This is a genomic window from Pseudomonas sp. P135, from assembly GCF_020312125.1.
In the GTDB taxonomy this organism is placed as follows: Bacteria; Pseudomonadota; Gammaproteobacteria; order Pseudomonadales; family Pseudomonadaceae; genus Aquipseudomonas; species Aquipseudomonas fragariae.
In genome coordinates this window covers 136,672-154,140 of record NZ_JAGPYR010000014.1, presented here as the reverse complement: position 1 = coordinate 154,140, position 17,469 = coordinate 136,672, and the positions used below count along the sequence as shown (strand labels likewise).

The following is a 17,469-nucleotide window of genomic DNA, read 5'->3' as shown; positions in this document are numbered from 1 at the left end:
GTGGGATAAGGCTTCTTGGGCATGGCAGCAGGCTTTCTTCTTGTGGGAACACGCGGGGCTAGACCGTCACTGTAATGCTGCTGTTCCCAAGCTTGCGATGGCCTGTGTGCCCATGGCTCTTGTAATTGGCGACCCAGCGTCGAAGCAGGCTGAAATCGATCGAGAACTGGCTGGCCACCTTGCGAAAGCCGATGTTGCCTGCAAGGTACGCTTTGACGACGGTGAGCTTGAATTGCTCTGAATACTTGGCCATTTGAACACCCCCCATTAGGTCGGATTGGTGTCCAACTTCTTGGGGGCAGTCCAAAACGGATCAAGCCCGCGCCGTTCACTTCGCAGCGGCAACCATTTGCAACAGGAGCGCTCCATGAGCTTCGAAGACGCTACCGAGATTCAGACCACGGACGATGATGACTTGCTCAACCAGTTGCTCAAAGTTGGGGTGGGAACTGCTAGCCGTCACCCGGGGCCGCACGCTACCGATGTACACGCTGGGGCGCCGGGATGAACAGCAAACGGCGTTGAAGATGAGCCTGAATGCCCACAAGAAAGCCGACAACAACCGCTCATAGCCGGCGCCGAATATCGGCTGGTGTGTCGAGAGGCTCCGCTGACTCACACCCCGTGCGTTGGCCTTTTCAAGCGGGGAACGTTCATAACCCGCTTAGTGTTGCAAGTAGCAAGGATTCGTGAACAGGTTTTTACACACCCAGGACAAAAGTGTCGCTGCGCAGAGGCCCTACCATCGCGGGATGCGGAGGCCGACCGAAATACCGGTCTGAGTGAGTGTTCAAGCAACCGCATCAAGTACTAGCGCGATCAATCAAAGCAAAACCGGTATCAACACGGATGCGCGTGCTGGGGGATGTGTGGTCTTGAAACCGGTCAAGCAAGGCTTGGGCTACTTGCAACCCGATGCGACTGCCGTTGACGCTGACCGTCGACAACGCCGGATACACCTGAGCTGCGCTGCTCAGATCGCCAAACCCCATGACCGCCAGGCCCTTGGGGACCTGAAGACCACGACTCGCCGCCTCGGCCAGCACCCCCTGCGCGACTGTGTCCGAACTGCACACGACCACGTCAGTATCGATGCCCCGTTCGAGCAGTCCAGCCAGCCCTTCCCGTCCCACTTGCAACGTCGCCGGAGGCGCGAGCAATTGCATGGGTACATCGGCGATGCCGTGCCTTTTGAGTTCGGCGATCAGGCTATTGCACCGCCGCAGACCCCGGGGGTCGCTGATCGCCACGACGGAGAAGCGCCTGTAGCCTTTTCGCAGTAAATGCCGAGCCGTTTCTTCCCCGACCCGTTCATGGGAGAAACCCACCAGCATGTCGATAGGGTCTTCACTCAAGTCCCATGCTTCCACGACCGGAATACCCGCCTGCGCCAGTCGGGTACGACTGGACGCAGTGTGTAATGTACCGGTCAGCACGATGCCGTCCGGCCGACGCCCCAATACCGCTTCCAGGAGCTTTTCTTCCTGCTCGGCGTCGTACCCGGTAAGCCCGAGAAGAGTCTGATAACCGGCTTGAGTCAGCCGATCCATCAGGGCTTGAACGGTGTCGGCAAAAATACTGTTGGCGATAGTGGGCAAAAAGATCGCGACCAGACGGCTTTTGTTGCTCGCCAGCCCGCCCGCCAGCATGTTGGGCACATACCCGGTTTTTCGCACGGCTTCGCGCACTTTTTCGCGGGTGTCCTCGCTCACCAGATCAGGTCGGTGCAATGCCCGTGAAACGGTCATGGGCGACACCCCCGCCACTTTGGCAACATCGATCAACGTGAGACTGGAAGGCTTTCTCGGCACGGACGACAGTTCCTGCTGGGCAGGCCCGCCTGATTTTTTGGGCATGAAGGATTCCGGATTCAACACTGGGGGCTGGCTCAGCTCTGAGACACGCTGTGTCGAAGGGAATTTAACAAAGCTTGGGACCACAAGCACCCAGTTAAATATTCGCTCGCTCGCTCGAGCGGGAAATGAAGCCGGAATGTCGAGCACCGTGATTGCCCGATGCAGCGCTGCGCCAGGCGACTCGGTGGGCAACGCGCGTGGGAACAGTATGCCCCACGCGCGTTGAACTAGCGCGGCTGCAACTCCAGACGTCGCAGGCTGCCCATGCTGAGGAACGCCAGCGCGCCAACCAGCGCATGCGCCGCCACGACGTACATGGCGCCTTCGAACGAGCCGGTGGACTGCACGATGTAGCCGATCACAATCGGCGTAAATATCCCCGATAGATTGCCGAACATGTTGAACAGACCGCCCGCCATGCCGGTGATTTGCTTGGGCGAGGTGTCTGATACCAGAGTCCAGTCCACCGCTACCACGCCCTTGCCGAAGATCGCGAGGGACATGAGGATCGTCACCACCCACATCGATTCTGTGAAATTGCAGAACACCAGAGTGGCGCCCATGGTCATGCCGCACACCAGCGGAATCTTGCGTGCCACGGAGAGAGAAAAGCCCTTGCGCAGGAGAAAGTCACACACTGCCCCGCCGCACAATGCACCGAGCAAACCACAAATTCCCGGGATCGCCGCAATAGCGCCTGCCTCCATGATGTTGAGCCCGCGGCCCTTGACCAGGTACACCGGAAACCAGGTCAGGAAGATGTACTGCAGTGAGGTATCGCAATACTTGCCCAGATAAATCGACCACATCATCGGACTTTTCAGCAGCACTTTCAGGTCCGAAAACGCGGCACGAAATCACCTTTTGTCTTGGGTTTGTCCATGTCCACTTGAGCATCGCCGTCACAAAGATGCGCAAGCTCTGCACTGTTGACCCGCGGATGCTCCGTCGGTGGCTTGACCAAGTTTGAACCAGACCAGACTGACGATGATGCCCAGCCCACCCATGAACCAGTACACGTGTTCCCAGCCATACCGATGCGCGACGATGCCCATCGCTGGCGCGAGCAGGACCACTGACATGTACATCGAGGAGTTGAAGATCTCCGTCGCCAGCCCGCGCTCCTGCAGCGGAAACCAGGCGGCGACAATCCGGCTATTGGCGGGATACACCGGCGCCTCGATCAGGCCAAGCAAAAACCGCAGCACGAACAAAGTGCCGATCGCCATGGGAACCGATAAAAAGCCGATCATGCCTTGGGCCACCGTGATGGTGGACCAGAGAAACAGGGACACGCCATAGACCCGCACCGAACCAAACTTGTCGAGCAACCAGCCGCCCGGTAATTGCCCGAGCACATACGCCCAGGCAAATGCGGAAAACATGTAGCCCAACGTGACCGAATTAATCCCCAGCACTTCGGTCAGCGCAGAGCCGGTGATGGACAACGTGGCGCCATCCCCCACGTTGATGGCGGTAACGATGAACAGCATTGCCAGAATCTAATAGCGCACCCGGCTGCGCACCACGGTGGCGACAGCCGGACTGGCTGCGCTTGCAGCGTTGACGTGTTCCACATGAAAGTCCTCGTTTTATTCTTATAGATCGGCTGGCAAGGGCGCCGCGTTCGCAGGCGCTCTCGCTCATGTACGCAAGGATTGAACCGCTGCAATCAGGGGCGCGAACCTGCCTCGGCGACCTGTGCGGTCCACGCTCTGGTTTGCTCGCTCAACGACAGCCCGAGGCCCGGGCGGGTTGGCACCAGCATGCGTCCGTCGCGGGTTTCCAGGCGCTCGTTGAACAACGGCTCCAGCCATTCGAAATGCTCAACCCACGGCTCTGTCGGGAACGCGGCGGCCAGGTGAACGTGCAACTCCATGGCAAAATGCGGCGCCAGCATGACCCCGGCCTGCTCGGCCATGGCCGCGACTTGCAGGTACGGCGTGATGCCACCCACGCGTGGAGCGTCCGGCATCAGAAAGTCGGCGCCGCGCTTATTGATGAATTCAGCGTGTTCCGCAACGCTGGTGAGCATCTCGCCTGTCGCGATCGGTGTATCAAACTGTTGAGCCAGCGCGGCGTGTCCTTCGGCGTCGTAGCAATCGAGCGGCTCCTCTATCCAGATCAGGTTGAACTCCTCGAAGCGCCGGCACATGCGCTGCGCGGTAGGGCGATCCCACTGCTGATTGGCGTCAACCATCAACGGGAAGTCATCACCCAGATGTTTGCGCACGGTCGCGACGCGGTGCAGATCGAGCGCCCAATCGGGCTGACCCACTTTCAGCTTGATGCCGCCGATGCCCTTCTCGCGGGACATATCAGTGTTGTGCAGCAACTGCTCCAGGGGCGTGTGCAGGAAGCCGCCTGATGTGTTGTAGCAGCGCACCGAATCCCGATGAGCGCCAAGCAAGCGGGCCAGCGACAAGTTGGCGCGTTTGGCTTTCAGGTCCCACAACGCAACGTCGAAGGCACCGATGGCCTGAGTCGACAGACCGCTGCGCCCCACCGACGCCCCTGCCCAGCACAATTTGGTCCACAGCTTGGCGATGTCGCTGGGGTTTTCGTCGATCAACGCAGGCGCAATCTCTTTGGCATGGGCAAACTGGCCCGGGCCTCCGGCACGTTTGGAATAACTGAAGCCCAGGCCACGATGGCCGTCCCGGGTTTCGATCTCGGCCACCAGAATGGCGATTTCAGTCATCGGCTTCTGCCGGCCGGTCAGCACCTTGGCGTCGCTGATCGGGTTGGCCAGAGGCAGAAACACCGACGACACTTTTACCCAGGCAATCTGGTCATCGTCGGAAGACATGGTGCTTTGTTGTTCTACGGGCATGGTGCGCTCCTTGGTCTTGAAGAGAGGTCTGGTGAGGTATTCAGGCGCGAGAATTCGCGAGATCGGGTTTTGCGGGGCCGTCGACAATCGGTGCTACCGCGTGGTCGTCCAAGTCGTCGATTTCCAGTCTTTTTAACGGCCCGACGATGACGAGGTACGCGAACGCCCCGAGCAGGCCCATCGCTGCAACATAAACAAGGGCCGAATCAAACGATCCCATCTGGTTGACCAGTACGCCGATGGCGACGGGGGTCACGATGCTGGCGATGTTGCCGCAGAAGTTGAACATCGCGCCGCTGATGCCCATAGCGCGTTTGGGCGAGACATCTCCGACGATGCACCAACCGAGATTGCCGACGCCCTTGGCAAAAAACGCCAGCGACATCACCGCGATGACCAGCGCGACAGACTGGGTGTAGTTGGCAATGACGATGCTGCTGGACAGCAGCAGCCCGGAGATGATCGGGGTCTTGCGTGCCGCCGTGAGGCTGAAGCCCCTCTTCAGCATCCAGTCCGACCAGACGCCACCGATCATGCCGCCCAGGCAGCCGGCGATCGGCGGGATGGCGGCGACCAGGCCTACTTTGAGCATGGTCATGCCTTTGGCTTCAATCAGATAGGTCGGGAACCAGGTCAGGAAGAACCAGGTGATTGACGTCAGGCAGAACTGGCCCAGATACACGCCCAGCATCATCCGGTTGCCGCCGATCGCGCGAACGCGCTTCCAGCTGAAAGGGGTCTTCACGTCCCCCATGTTGGGTAACCCGCCGCCCGCCTCGATGTAGTCGATCTCCGCCTGGTTGGCGCGCTTGTCCCGGCGGGGCTCACGGACCATCTTGAACCAGAGCAGACCAATCAGGATCCCTGCCCCGCCTGTCCAGAAAAACACATGCTGCCAGCCGAAGCTGTTGAGGAGCAGGACCATCAACGGCGTGAAAACGGCGAGGGCGAAATATTGCGCAGACTGGAACACAGCCGTCGCCAGGCCCCGTTCATGGCGCGGAAACCACATGACGGTCAGGCGATTGTTGGCCGGAAACGCCGGGGATTCAGCGACACCCATCAGGAAGCGCAGCACGAACAGCACCAGGAACGCCGAGCTGAACATGTCGACGTAGCCCTGCAGATAGGTCAGCGCCGACCAGACAATCAGGCTCAGCCCGAGCACCACGCGGGAGCCATACCGGTCGAGAATGATGCCGCCGGGGATCTGCATGCTGGTGTAGGCCCAGCCGAAGGCGGAGAAGGCAATGCCCATGGTCACCGCGTCGAAACCCAGATCCGCACGCATTGCGGGGGCGGCAATCGACAAGGTGGCACGGTCAACGTAGTTGAACACCGTCACGATGAAAATCATCACGAGGATGAGGTAGCGGACTTTCGTCCTCACTTCAGGGTCGGTCGGGATCACTTTTATTTTCCTTATTGTGATGTGTCGTACGCGGCTCGGCGGACCTTTCACGGGACGTCGGCGGCGTAATGATTGCGCAATCATATCCAGCTAAAAAAAGGGAGCGCTCCTCGCGGCTCACGTCCCGATGGTGAAAATACTATACTGATTGCGCAATCATTCAACTGGCCGCTCATCTCTTTTGCGGATCCAGGAGGTCTCGTCAGTCACACACGCATCGTAGATCCATGGATTCCGAAGCGGCTCTTGATGGTATTACCCCGGTCCCTATCCTGTTGGAAGTGTCCCCGCGAGTGTCCCCCATCCGAGAGTTCATTATGAGCAGCCCCAAAACCCTCTACCAAAAGCACATTGATGCGCACACGGTGTGCTCGCTGGACGACCAGGGTCATGTCCTGTTGTACATCGATCGTCAGGTCATCAACGAATACACCAGCCCGCAGGCGTTCAGCGGCTTGCGCGAAGCCGGGCGAAAGGTATGGCGTCCCGGGGCGGCGCTGGCGGTGGTCGATCACGTCAACCGGACCGCTCCTGAACGGACCGCCGTCATGCCCGATGCGGGTGGTGCGCGGCAAGTTTCTTATCTGGCCGAGAACTGTCAGGACTTCGGGATCGAGCTGTTGGACATTCTTGATAAGCGCCAGGGTATCGAGCACGTCGTCGCCCCCGAACAGGGGTTCATTCTCCCCGGGATGGTCATTGCCGCAGGCGACAGCCACACCACTACTTACGGTGCACTGGGTGCCTTCGGCTTCGGCATCGGCACCTCTGAAATAGAGCATCTGCTGGCTTCGCAGACACTCGTCTACAAACGCTTGAAAACCATGCGAATCAGCGTCGTGGGTGCCTTGTCGCCTGGCATGACATCCAAGGACGTCATCATGGCCCTGATCGGTCAGATCGGCGCGTCCGGTGCCACGGGTTTTGCCATCGAGTTTGCCGGAGCGACCATCGATGCCCTGAGCGTCGAGGCGCGAATGACCATTTGCAACATGGCCGTCGAAGCCGGCGCTCGTGGCGCATTCATGGCACCTGACCAGAAAGTCTTCGACTACCTGGAAGGCAGGCCGCGCGCACCCAAAGGCGAGCAATGGCAGCGTGCGGTCGAACGATGGCGCCACTTGCGGAGCGACCCGGGCGCCGTGTTCGACCATGAGGTGACGCTCGACGTCAGTACCCTCCTCCCGATGCTCACATGGGGCATAAGTCCCGATCAGGTGGCTGCCATTGATGCCCGGGTTCCGGACCCGCAGCAGGTCAGTGATCTCATCCTGCGCGCGGACATGCAGCGCGCCCTGACCTACATGGGCCTTAAGCCCGGCGAGCCTTTGGATGAAATCGTCATCAGCCACGCGTTTATCGGCTCCTGCACCAATGCCCGTATCGAAGACCTGCGCGATGCAGCCAGTGTGATTCGCGGCAGGCAAGTGGCAACGCACGTGCGCGCCATGGTCGTGCCGGGCTCCACCGCCGTTCGCGACCAGGCTGAAGCTGAGGGCCTGGCAGCCATTTTTCGGGACGCCGGCTTCGAGTGGCGCCAATCGGGCTGTTCCATGTGCCTGGCCATGAACGATGATGTACTCGCCCCGGGAGACCGCTGTGCATCGAGTACCAATCGCAATTTCGAAGGCCGTCAGGGTGCCGGTGCACGCACCCACTTGATGAGCCCGGCAATGGTGGCAGCCGCTGCAATCAGCGGGCATCTGACGGATGTTCGGCCATCAGGGGAACGCGTATGAGCATGAATCCCTTCACCTGCGTGACCGGCACCGCTGCGCCGATGCTGGCGGCCAATATCGACACCGACGTGATCATGCCCAAGCAATTCCTCAAGGGGATTGACCGCAGCGGGCTGGAGCACGGGCTGTTTCACGACGTGCGCTTTTTGCCGTCAGGGCAGCCAGACCCTGCATTCGTGCTCAATAAACCCCCCTGGCAGCGTGCGCGCTTCATGGTGGTCGGTCCGAACTTCGGCTGCGGTTCCAGTCGGGAGCATGCCGTCTGGGGCCTCAGGCAGAGAGGCATTCGCGCGCTGATTGGCACGAGCTTCGCCGGCATCTTTTACGACAACTGCCAGCGTAACGGTGTGCTGTTGATCAGCCTTGAGGCCGCTACGGTGCAACGCATCGGCGAGATCGTTGCGCAGCCGGAGACGTCCGGGATCACCATCGACCTGAACCAACAAACAATTCTCCTGCACGGGGATGAAGTGGTTCACGTCCAGATCGACACCTTGCGCAAAACCGCGCTGTTGCTTGGGCTGGATGCCATTGGCAGCAACCTGCAGCGCAGCGAGCAGATACAGGCATTTGAACGCGAGCATCTGGCCGCAAATCCGTGGTTGTCGTGATGGAAGGGCTATCTCGATAACCGCACGGTCAGGCGCACAATCCCGTGCGCCCTGCCCTGTCCAGAATCGACGTTCAGATCGACAGCTGCGCGAAGTGCGCTTGGAGAAACTCGACGCATGCCCTCAGCTTTCCCGAGTGAGCAAGCCGCGTGGGATAGACCGCCCACACGTTGGCGCTTTGCCCGTAATCGTGCAGCACCTGAATCAGCCGGCCCTGATCGAGGAACGGTTTGACATCCCACATCGAACGCAGCAACACCCCTCGCCCATTGATGTGGCCTAATCATTCCGGACACACCCAAAGGAGCGGTACCCTACCGCTCAACGATGAGGTGTCCGATGTCAAAACGTCAGTTTCCAACCGAGTTCAGACTTGAGGCTGCCCGCCTTGTTCTTGATGCCAATTATTCAACCGCTCAGGCCTGCGAGGCTATGGGTGTCGGGGCAACAGCACTGCGTCGCTGGGTTGAGCAGTTAAGGCAGGAGCGCGGGGGAGTAACGCCTGAAACGGCTAATGCCATGACCGCTGAACAACAACAGATTCAAGCTCTGCATGCCAAAATTCGCAAGCTTGAAATCGAGAAGGAAATCCTAAAAAAGGCTACCGCTCTCTTGATGTCCGATTCCCTCGATCGGTGACTCTGATCGAGAAATTGAGTGAGCGCTTTACTGTGACTGACTTGTGCCGTGTGTTTGGAATGAACCGCGGCCGGTATTACGACTATCTGAAGCAGCGAGATCGAGTTGATCCCGACAGAGAGCGGCTCAAGTTCGAGGCGATTCAATTACACACTCAAAGTCGCCGATCAATGGGAGCTCGCAGTTTGTCAGCGGCCTTGAAAGCCCGGGGTGAGCAGGTTGGCAGGTTTTTGGCTGGTCGTCTGATGGCCGAGGCGGGTTTGCAAAGCTGTCAGCGTCGACCAAGGCCTTATCGGCATAGCGTCGTGCAATCCCGATTTGCCGAGAATTTGTTGGACCGCCAATTTGAAGTATCAGCCCCCAACCAGGTCAGGCTGCACAGCTACAACGAATACCGCACGCCAGTGGATCAGGAAAAAAATGGCGGCGTAGCTTCTATAACTGTGTCCGGAATCAGTTGACCAGATCACATGCAACGCCCACTGCAACACGATCTCGCCGCTGTTGGATGACAAGGGGCCGCCGACCCGCACGCTTTCCTGCGAGCTGTCACGCTCCAGCACCCAGACCCCGAAGGCGTTATCGCGCTCCTTGAGGACGAGGCATTCATGCTGCTCAAGATCACACAGCTGCGCAGGCGTTCCGCGACGCTCGAGGTAGTCGGGCGCCGCGCACAAAATACGTCGGTTGCTAACCAACTGACGTCCGATGTGCTGGCCGGGAATGTCGTCACCCACGCGGATTTCCAGATCGAAGCCTTCGTTGACGATATCTACCACCCGGTCGAACAGGTCCAGGCGGATTTCCAGCTCCGGGTAGCGGTCGGCCAGCAACGCCAGCGCGGGTGCCACGTAATTGCGGCCAAAGCCGAACGTGCTGCAGATATGCAACCGGCCACGGGGGTTGTCATGGGCGTCGACCAGATCGTCAGACAGATGCTGAAAGTCTCCCAGGATGCGCGCCCCCCAGTCCTTTACGCGCTCGCCATCGTCGGTCAACGTGATACGGCCACTGGTGCGGTGCAGCAAACGGGTCGCCAGGGTTTTTTCGAGGATCTGAATACGTTTGCTGACGTATGCCGCCGACACGCCAAGCTCATCGGCGGCCGCTGCAAAACCGGCCTTGCGGATCACGGCGAGGAATACCCGCAGGTCTTCGGGGAGGGGCATGGAGCCTTTCTTGTCGATCATCAAAATGGCATGCGTGGCGGTGGGAACCGCGAGGATAACATCGCATCAACGGGCGGTTGCTGCGCCACTTATGGAGCTTGGCTAGACGCGTTCAGCAAAAAACCCAAGCACCTCTTCCAGCAGTAGCTCCGGCACTTCTTCAGCGATGTAATGACCTGAAGGCAACGCCTTGCCGCGTACATCGGTGGCTACTTGCTGCCATTCCTTGAGCGGATCGAAACAGCGCCCGACGGTGCCTTCGGCGCCCCACAACCCCAACAATGGGAGCGTCAGCTGATTACCCGCAGCAATATCTGCACGATCGTGTTCCAGATCGATGCCGGCCGAGGCGCGGTAATCTTCGCAAATGCCCCGCGCGCTGCCGGGGATGTGCAGGCAGCGCAGGTACTCGGCAAACGCCTCTGCCGTGAACGGCTGCATGCCAGCGCTGCGGCTGCCCATCACACTGCGCAGAAAAGAGTTCGGGATTGGCCTCGATCAGGCTCTCCGGCAATGGCGCCGGGCGAATGGGGAAGAACCAGTGCCAGTAGGCGCGGGCAAAGGCTTCATCCGTTTGCGTGTACATCGTCAGGGTGGGCGCGATGTCGAGCAACACCATCTGCTTGACGGCATGTGGATGATCGAGGGCCAGACGATGGGCCACCCTCGCCCCCCGGTCATGGGCAAGCACGCTGAACTGCGCAAAGCCTAGGGACTTCATCAACTCGGCAGCGTCGAGCGCCATCTCACGCTTTGAATAATGCAAATGCTCAGCATCGGCAGCCGGCCTATCGCTGTCGCCGTAGCCACGCAAGTCAGCGGCGACCACGGTGAATTCCGTCGCCAGCTGCTCGGCGACCTTGTGCCAGATGACGTGGGTCTGAGGGTGGCCGTGCAACAGCAACAGCGCAGGGCCACTGCCGCTGATGCGATAGCTGATGGTGAGGCCATTGACCTGGCGTTGTTGTTTCTCGAAACCAGCGAACATGATTCGACTCCGTAAGGGCGCAGGCTGAATCCTGAGATCAACCGAAGCGCGCGGCAATAGGCCAAACGTAGAGGCAACGTTCGTGAAGTGTGTAGCACGGCAAGCGAACCATAGTTGTCCGCTGTCTGGATGACCGCCAGCAAAATATAGTTGAAACATTCAACTATATTGTTATGCTTCAGCAATCCAACTGGAGCCGTCCATGTATTCCGACTTTCTGAACTTCAAACTCGATATGGCGAGCGCCTTGCTGATGGAGCGCGCCAACGTCGTTTACCGCGATCATTGGGATCTGGATGTTCGTGGGCTGCGAGTGCTTCGCCTGATTCAGGCGTGCCCGGACATTACGCCCAAGGAAGTGTCGGCTCGCGCCATGCTTGAAAAGACCCTGCTGTCCAAAACCCTGGCGCTGCTGGAATCGCGTGCGCTGATTTCTCGCCATACCCACCCTGTCGATCGCCGAAGCGTCGGGCTGCGTTCCACTGCCCTGGGCGCCCAGATTGCCGAGGACTCCTCGATCGTGGGTGCCGACCTTGAAAAGCGCCTGATCGGCAGCCTTTCGCCACAGGAGCGTGAAACGCTGGACGCACTGCTTTCCAAGCTGGTGAACAGCCTCCTGCCACTATCATAACGCACTAAATCTACCCACATCTTTTGCCCTCTTTTTATAAGGAGTAACCCATGTCGTCCCTGAAAAAGTTGATTCCCGATCTCGATGCCCTGCTGCCGGAGCTTGAGGCTATCTACAAAGACCTGCATCGCCACCCGGAATTGTCGATGTGCGAGTACCGCACTGCGAAAATCGCCGGCGACTACCTGGAGCGCTATGGCTACGAGGTTACACGTGAAATCGGTGTGACCGGGGTGGTCGGCGTGATGCGCAACGGCGATGGTCCGGTAGTCATGCTGCGCGCGGACATGGACGCACTGCCCATGGCCGAAGCCACCGGTCTGCCCTACGCCGCCGATGTGGTCAGCCAAAACGAAGACGGCGTGGAGGTGCCCGTTTGCCACTCCTGTGGACATGACATGCACGTCACGTGGCTGATGGGCGCGGCGCGGGTACTCGCCGAGCACCGCGACACTTGGCAAGGCACACTGTTAGCCGTTTTCCAGCCCGGCGAAGAGGTGGGGGCCGGGGCACAGAACATGATCGATGACGGCATGCTCGAACGCTTCCCCAAACCCGACATCATTTTGGGCCAGCACGTGATGGTCGGGCCGGCCGGGACAGTCGGCCACCGCAGTGGCACCATCCTGTCGGCCGGTGACAGCTTTAAGATCAAGCTATTCGGCCAGGGCTCCCACGGCTCGCAGCCACAGACGTCGATTGATCCGGTCATCATGGCGGCATCCACCGTGCTGCGCCTGCAGACCATTGTCTCGCGAGAAATATCTCCGCTGGAGCACGCCGTGCTGACCGTAGGCTCGTTGCAGGCAGGCACCAAGGAAAACATCATCCCCGATGACGCCACCCTCAAGCTGAACATGCGCACCTACGATGAGGGCGTGCGCGAGCACATGCTGGGGGCAATCAAGCGCATTTGCTGCGCCGAATGCTCGGCCTCCAACGCGCCCCGCATGCCTGAATTCACCACGCTCAATCGCTACCCGTTGACCGTCAACGATGCCGAGGCGTCCGAGCGTCTGGCTTACGCATTCGGTGACTGGTTTGGCGAGCGCGCATTTGAAACCGCGCCCGCCGCGGCCAGCGAGGACTTCAGCGTTTTCGGCCGCACCTGGAAAGTGCCGTACGTTTTCTGGTTTGTCGGCTGTACGGACCCGGAGATCTACGCTCAAGCCAAGGCGCATAACCAGATCAACCGCATTCCAAGCAACCATTCGCCCAAATTTGCGCCGTTGCTGCACCCTACCTTGCGCACCGGTCTGGAAACCATGCTCTGTGCGTCATTCGCCTGGTTCGCAGGCACCGAGTAAACCCACGATGCACAGTGACTGGATCTACACACTGCTCGATTTGCTGGGGACGTTTGCGTTTGGCGTCAGCGGCGCAGTGGCGGCGCGTCAGCAGCGACTGGACCTGTTCGGTATCGCCACCATCACCTTCGTCGTCGCCTGCGGAGGGGGAATTGTCCGCGATCTGTGTCTGGGCACACTGCCGCCTGCGGGCCTGACGAACTGGCGCTACCTGGGGGTATCCCTGGTGGCTGCGGCCTGGGTGATATGGGCGGATCCGGCGGCGAATCGGCTAAGGTCACCGGTGCAACTCTTCGATGCCATCGGCCTGGGGCTGTTCGCAGTAGCGGGAGCAAAAAAAGCCCTGGCCGTGGGTGCGGGGGCCGAGGTCGCCATTGCGTTGGGCGTGGTCAGCGCTGTGGGAGGTGGGGTGCTCAGGGATGTGTTGCTGTCCCGCGTGCCCACGATTTTGCAACGGGAGATCTACGCCTCTGCCGCGCTGGCAGGGGCCGCTGCCGAGGTTGCGCTCAGTCAACTGGTTGCAGGCTCGGCGTGGACGCCATGGTTCGCCGCCTCGGTTTGTATCGTGCTGCGTCTGGGGTCGTTGCGCTTTGGTTGGCGCTTTCCCGTCATCTGAAGTCCCGGGGCCGCTGAATGCGCTACGTTGCGTCTGCCGTACAAGCCTCCACCAGCCACGGGATTTTTCGGCGACAGTATTCAAGGTAAGTGCGCACCACGGCAGAAGGATGACGATGGGCAGGATAGAGAAGATTCAAGGGCGCTGACGGCAACGGACATTCCGATAGCAGCGGCACTAACAAGCCGCGTCCAATGGCGTCCTTTACGATGAAGGGCGGGAGTTCGGTAATCACCTCGCCGGCCAATACACTGTGCAGTAAATGCATGCTGTCGTTCGTCGACAGCACTGTGTTTGGCGCTACAGAGGTACCTGCAAATCGCCATGTTCTGTTGGTATTGGTGCCGAGGCTCCACGTCGCACAGGGAAAACGGCTTAGATCTTCCGGCGTCATCGGCCGGCCGTGGGTCGCGATAAACCGGGGGCTGGCGACCAGCACATGGCGATAATCGAGCAGATGCCGTGCGATCAGTGCTTCGTGTTCCACCTCCCCGACGCGAAGCGCCACGTCGATGCCGTCCTCGACCGGGTGAACACGACGCTCCGTCGACAGCAGATGAACGCGGATATCGGGATGCTCATTCTGAAAGTCAGTAACAAGCTGCCACCAGGGCGAGAATGAGGGCGGCACTGAAAGACGCAGCTTCCCCTGAACATGGGCTTGATCGCTCATGACGGCGTCTTCGCCTTCCTGGATCAGTTCCAGGCCGCGAGTGGCATGCTCAAACAGCCGTGTCCCCGCTTCGGTCAGCTTGACGCCTCTGGCAGAGCGCTCCAGCAACTGAACGTTCAGCGCCCGCTCCAGCGCGCGAATCCGTCGGCTTGCCGTGGGTAACGGCACGCCCAGACGGTCGGAGCCAGCCGTCATGCTGCCCGCCTGCACGACGCTGACAAGCATCTGCACCGCATTGAGATCCATACGTTTTCCCTCTCATTCATGAAACCCATGGTCTCATTGGCAGGCATTCTCTTTCAACAATGCAGCACATAGAGTGGTGCCTCGCTCAACCACGGCAAGGAACACTCATGGTCACTGTCACCCAGGCCCTCCAGTCGCGCTTCTCGGCTCACAGTTATGATCCCACTCACGTTTTATCGGAGCAGGACATCAGTGGCCTGATCGACCTGACACGCCATGCACCCTCCGCGTTTAATCTGCAGAACTGGCGCTTCATCGCCGTGCACACCCAGGCTTCGAAAGCGACATTACTGTCTCTGGCCTATAGCCAGGAAAAGGTAGTCGACGCCGCCGTAACATTTATCGTCTGCGGGACACTTGACCCGCACAAGACCATCGCCGGTTCGTTGCGCCCTTCCGTGGACGCAGGAATCCTGGACGAAGCGACGTTCAAAGGTTGGGTTGGGGCCGTAGAGGGGATGTACGCGGACAATCCTGGGATGCAACGCGATGAGGCGGTTCGGTCAGCCTCTCTGGCAGCCATGACGCTGATGATGGTCGCCACTGAAAAAGGTCTGGCGTCTACGCCAATGATCGGCTTTGACCAGGCAGGCGTCGCCGCGGCGTTCAATCTGGGGGACCGTGAAGTTCCCGTGATGCTGGTGACTGTGGGACGCGCAGGTGCCAATAACTGGCCTCAAAAACCACGCAGGGCAACACGCGACATCCTGTCGATCGTCTGATTCTTTTTAATGGAAAACCCAATGTCGTTATCTACCTTTGTCGTCATCGCCAAAATTGCATTGCATCCCGGTGCGTGCGCCGCGTGCCTGCGAGTGGCAGCAGCAGACGCCGAAGGCTCGCTGAGCCAGGAAACGGGCTGCGTGGCCTTCAATGTTCTCGTTCCTGAAGATGATGAGAGCTATGTGGTCTTCCATGAAATTTATGCAGACCGCGAGGCGTTCGACCTGCATCTGACTCAACCGCACTTCCACGCCTTCGAGCGCGACGCCGAACATTTGATGATCGGCAAACCCGACATCATCTTTTTTGCCGCTTATTCAAACTGAATCATTGCTGACGACTGCCTTCGAGCAGGTTGTCCGCCTGGTCCGGGCCTGCCTTGCGTCCCCATTGCCCAGTGCCTTTGTCGCGAGGCCCTATTGTCTGGAGTTCGAACACCGTGAAGCTGTACGTCTACGATCACTGCCCCTTCTGCGTGAAAGCGCGCACGATTTTCGGATTGAAGGACACCGCATTCGATCTCGTCATTCTCCTGAACGACGATGAGGCCACCCCAAAGCGGATGATCGGCAAGAAAATGGCCCCCATTCTGGAGCACGACGGGCGCTACATCGCCGAAAGCATGGACATTGTGGCCCATGTCGATGGCTTGTCCGGCGACCGGGTCCTGACCGGCGCCAGCAACCCGGCCCTGACAGACTGGAACAGCGAAGTGACCGGCCCGCTCTACTCCCTGGCTATTCCACGGTGGGCGAATGCCGGTTTCGAAGAGTTCTCCACACCGGCTGCACGCGCCTATTTCACGCGCAACAAAGAGGCCATGCTCGGCAGCTTCAAGGATCACTGGCGGCCAGCGCCAACTATATCGCGACGCTGAACCGTCATCTGCTGGCGCTGGAGCCAATCATCCAGTCGCCGGACGCAGTGAATGGCGAGCTGTCGGAAGATGACGTCCATCTGTTTGCGACCTTGCGCAGCATGTCCATCGTACGCGGTATCGTGTATCCGCCCGCTGTCCAGGCTTACCGCTTGCGCATGGCCGAACGTACCGGCATCGACCTCCACGATCACATCGCCATTTAATAGCGGTCCGTCCGGCGATCAAGGTTCGACAGTCAGTTCGGGGTTTCCTCAAAGTGGCACGGTAAGTTTGATCCAGTACGCTTCGCCTTCGGGACGGTTGCGAACGTCACTTTCCTTTTGCCACTTTGCGGTGACGGACCATTCGGATGAACCGCTGTATTTAACTGCCGGACCTATCGCAAAGGCTCGGCCTTTATTGTTTTCCACACGGTCGTCGTCTTGGCGATCATCGGTTGTCTGGCGATAGATGTAGCCACCGACGCCCAGTATCCAGCCATGGCCGACGCCCCAGCCTAGGGAATAGTCTGCGTGCAGTTCCTGGCCCGATCGATAGTCGGTGTCTGAGTTACGCAAGTTGAAGTCGTACATCATCTTGATGTCGGCATTGAGCCCTGCGGGGTCTACGTAAGAGAACGCCGCGATGGGTTCGAATGCCCAGTAATTGCGCCCGATATTGGCAAGGTCCCCACGATCATATCGTCCTGTTGGGGCGAAAATATCCAGCGCGTAGAGCGCGTGGAATTTATCGCTGTAGTGATAGCCCAGAGCAGGGCCGAAGATGACATCGCCGAGGCCCTTCTTGCTTTGATGCTGGCCGTTGACGTCGACCCGCAGGTCAACCAGCGGAACGTTGACGTGAAAGGCCAGGGCACCGTCGAGCACCTTTTGCTCCGTCACCCAGATCAGCCTTGGCGCGATGACGTCTGCGCTCAGATGAAAATCGTCGACCGCCTCGCCGCCCCGATTGTCACGCAGCTCATTTGCCCGATAACTTTCGACGAATATCTGACCGTACAGACCCGGTGGCGGCATGGCCCCGGTCATATAATTTTCCGCCCCCATGGGGTAGGAGGATCCCCCGCCCTCCGTCGCCTGGGCGCCTGGCTGCACAAGCATCAGCGCTGATCCCACCATCGGATAATTAACATGTTGGATAAGGCGTG

At 59.5% G+C, this 17,469-nt stretch carries 16 protein-coding genes and 5 pseudogenes; 10 read left to right on the top strand and 11 right to left on the bottom strand.

What is annotated here, in order from left to right; all coding sequences use genetic code 11:
* The 6 genes and pseudogenes from KBY08_RS19745 to KBY08_RS19725 form a co-directional block, all read right to left on the bottom strand.
* Positions 1–253: pseudogene (locus KBY08_RS19745) on the bottom strand (transposase); the annotation flags it as partial.
* Positions 254–803: 550 nt separating this feature from the next.
* A complete protein-coding gene (locus KBY08_RS19740) occupies positions 804–1,856 on the bottom strand; it encodes a LacI family DNA-binding transcriptional regulator (protein WP_024641763.1) in 1,053 nt (350 codons plus the stop codon).
* Positions 1,857–2,083: 227 nt separating this feature from the next.
* A complete protein-coding gene (locus KBY08_RS26900; RefSeq protein ID WP_328585991.1) occupies positions 2,084–2,455 on the bottom strand; it encodes an MFS transporter in 372 nt (123 codons plus the stop codon).
* 18 nt (positions 2,456–2,473) lie between these two features.
* Positions 2,474–3,349 (bottom strand): annotated as a pseudogene (locus KBY08_RS19735) (MFS transporter); the annotation flags it as partial.
* A 179-nt stretch (positions 3,350–3,528) separates the two neighbouring features.
* The gene (locus tag KBY08_RS19730; RefSeq protein ID WP_024641764.1) at positions 3,529–4,689 is read right to left on the bottom strand and encodes an L-talarate/galactarate dehydratase; all 1,161 of its coding nucleotides are present in this window, start codon (positions 4,687–4,689) and stop codon (positions 3,529–3,531) included.
* A gap of 40 nt (positions 4,690–4,729) precedes the next feature.
* Positions 4,730–6,046, bottom strand: a complete 1,317-nt coding sequence (locus KBY08_RS19725; protein WP_225651247.1) for an MFS transporter — start codon at positions 6,044–6,046, stop codon at positions 4,730–4,732.
* 371 nt (positions 6,047–6,417) lie between these two features.
* Between KBY08_RS19725 and leuC the strand changes: the two genes are divergently transcribed.
* A complete protein-coding gene (gene leuC, locus KBY08_RS19720) occupies positions 6,418–7,839 on the top strand; it encodes a 3-isopropylmalate dehydratase large subunit (protein WP_024641766.1) in 1,422 nt (473 codons plus the stop codon).
* Positions 7,836–8,450, top strand: coding sequence for a 3-isopropylmalate dehydratase small subunit (gene leuD / locus KBY08_RS19715; RefSeq protein WP_104684216.1), 615 nt, complete (start codon positions 7,836–7,838; stop codon positions 8,448–8,450). The genes leuC and leuD overlap by 4 nt, the downstream gene beginning before the upstream one ends.
* Positions 8,451–8,523: 73 nt before the next feature.
* On the opposite strand, the pseudogene KBY08_RS19710 reads toward leuD, so the two are convergent.
* Positions 8,524–8,724 (bottom strand): annotated as a pseudogene (locus KBY08_RS19710) (LysR substrate-binding domain-containing protein); the annotation flags it as partial.
* Between the two features lie 65 nt (positions 8,725–8,789).
* Here KBY08_RS19710 and KBY08_RS19705 point away from each other — a divergent pair.
* Together KBY08_RS19705 and KBY08_RS26895 are read left to right on the top strand one after the other, a co-directional pair.
* Positions 8,790–9,089, top strand: coding sequence for an IS3 family transposase (locus tag KBY08_RS19705; RefSeq protein WP_011266541.1), 300 nt, complete (start codon positions 8,790–8,792; stop codon positions 9,087–9,089).
* 59 nt (positions 9,090–9,148) lie between these two features.
* Positions 9,149–9,550, top strand: a complete 402-nt coding sequence (locus tag KBY08_RS26895; RefSeq protein WP_225650235.1) for an IS3 family transposase — start codon at positions 9,149–9,151, stop codon at positions 9,548–9,550.
* Here the strand turns inward: KBY08_RS26895 and KBY08_RS19695 are convergent.
* Positions 9,443–10,258 (bottom strand): LysR substrate-binding domain-containing protein, encoded by an 816-nt coding sequence (locus KBY08_RS19695; RefSeq protein WP_412548563.1) that lies wholly within the window; start codon positions 10,256–10,258, stop codon positions 9,443–9,445. The genes KBY08_RS26895 and KBY08_RS19695 overlap by 108 nt on opposite strands.
* Positions 10,259–10,360: 102 nt before the next feature.
* Positions 10,361–11,246 (bottom strand): annotated as a pseudogene (locus KBY08_RS19685) (alpha/beta fold hydrolase).
* Between the two features lie 202 nt (positions 11,247–11,448).
* Here KBY08_RS19685 and KBY08_RS19680 point away from each other — a divergent pair.
* Genes KBY08_RS19680 through KBY08_RS19670 form a run of 3 tightly spaced genes read left to right on the top strand, consistent with a single transcriptional unit; the run spans position 11,449 to position 13,800 of the window.
* Entirely contained in the window at positions 11,449–11,877 is a 429-nt protein-coding gene (locus KBY08_RS19680) for a MarR family winged helix-turn-helix transcriptional regulator (RefSeq protein ID WP_024642061.1), read from the top strand.
* 50 nt (positions 11,878–11,927) lie between these two features.
* On the top strand, positions 11,928–13,184 hold the full coding sequence (locus KBY08_RS19675; RefSeq protein ID WP_024660460.1) for a M20 family metallopeptidase: 1,257 nt from the start codon (positions 11,928–11,930) through the stop codon (positions 13,182–13,184).
* Positions 13,185–13,191: 7 nt separating this feature from the next.
* Positions 13,192–13,800 carry a trimeric intracellular cation channel family protein gene (locus KBY08_RS19670; protein WP_032607581.1) on the top strand — a complete coding sequence of 203 codons (609 nt, stop codon included), beginning with the start codon at positions 13,192–13,194 and terminating at the stop codon, positions 13,798–13,800.
* 22 nt (positions 13,801–13,822) lie between these two features.
* On the opposite strand, the gene KBY08_RS19665 is transcribed toward KBY08_RS19670, so the two are convergent.
* Positions 13,823–14,719: a LysR family transcriptional regulator gene (locus KBY08_RS19665; protein ID WP_024642059.1), complete on the bottom strand. Its 897-nt coding sequence runs from the start codon at positions 14,717–14,719 to the stop codon at positions 13,823–13,825.
* 107 nt (positions 14,720–14,826) lie between these two features.
* Between KBY08_RS19665 and KBY08_RS19660 the strand changes: the two genes are divergently transcribed.
* The 3 genes and pseudogenes from KBY08_RS19660 (at position 14,827) to grxB (ending at position 16,525) form a co-directional block, all read left to right on the top strand.
* Positions 14,827–15,441: a nitroreductase family protein gene (locus tag KBY08_RS19660; RefSeq protein WP_024642058.1), complete on the top strand. Its 615-nt coding sequence runs from the start codon at positions 14,827–14,829 to the stop codon at positions 15,439–15,441.
* 21 nt (positions 15,442–15,462) lie between these two features.
* Positions 15,463–15,768 (top strand): putative quinol monooxygenase, encoded by a 306-nt coding sequence (locus tag KBY08_RS19655; RefSeq protein ID WP_060406552.1) that lies wholly within the window; start codon positions 15,463–15,465, stop codon positions 15,766–15,768.
* Between the two features lie 71 nt (positions 15,769–15,839).
* A pseudogene (gene grxB / locus KBY08_RS26890) lies at positions 15,840–16,525 on the top strand (glutaredoxin 2).
* A gap of 48 nt (positions 16,526–16,573) precedes the next feature.
* Here grxB and KBY08_RS19645 read toward each other — a convergent pair.
* On the bottom strand, positions 16,574–17,440 hold the full coding sequence (locus tag KBY08_RS19645) for a transporter (protein ID WP_225651246.1): 867 nt from the start codon (positions 17,438–17,440) through the stop codon (positions 16,574–16,576).
* Positions 17,441–17,469 lie beyond the last annotated feature (29 nt).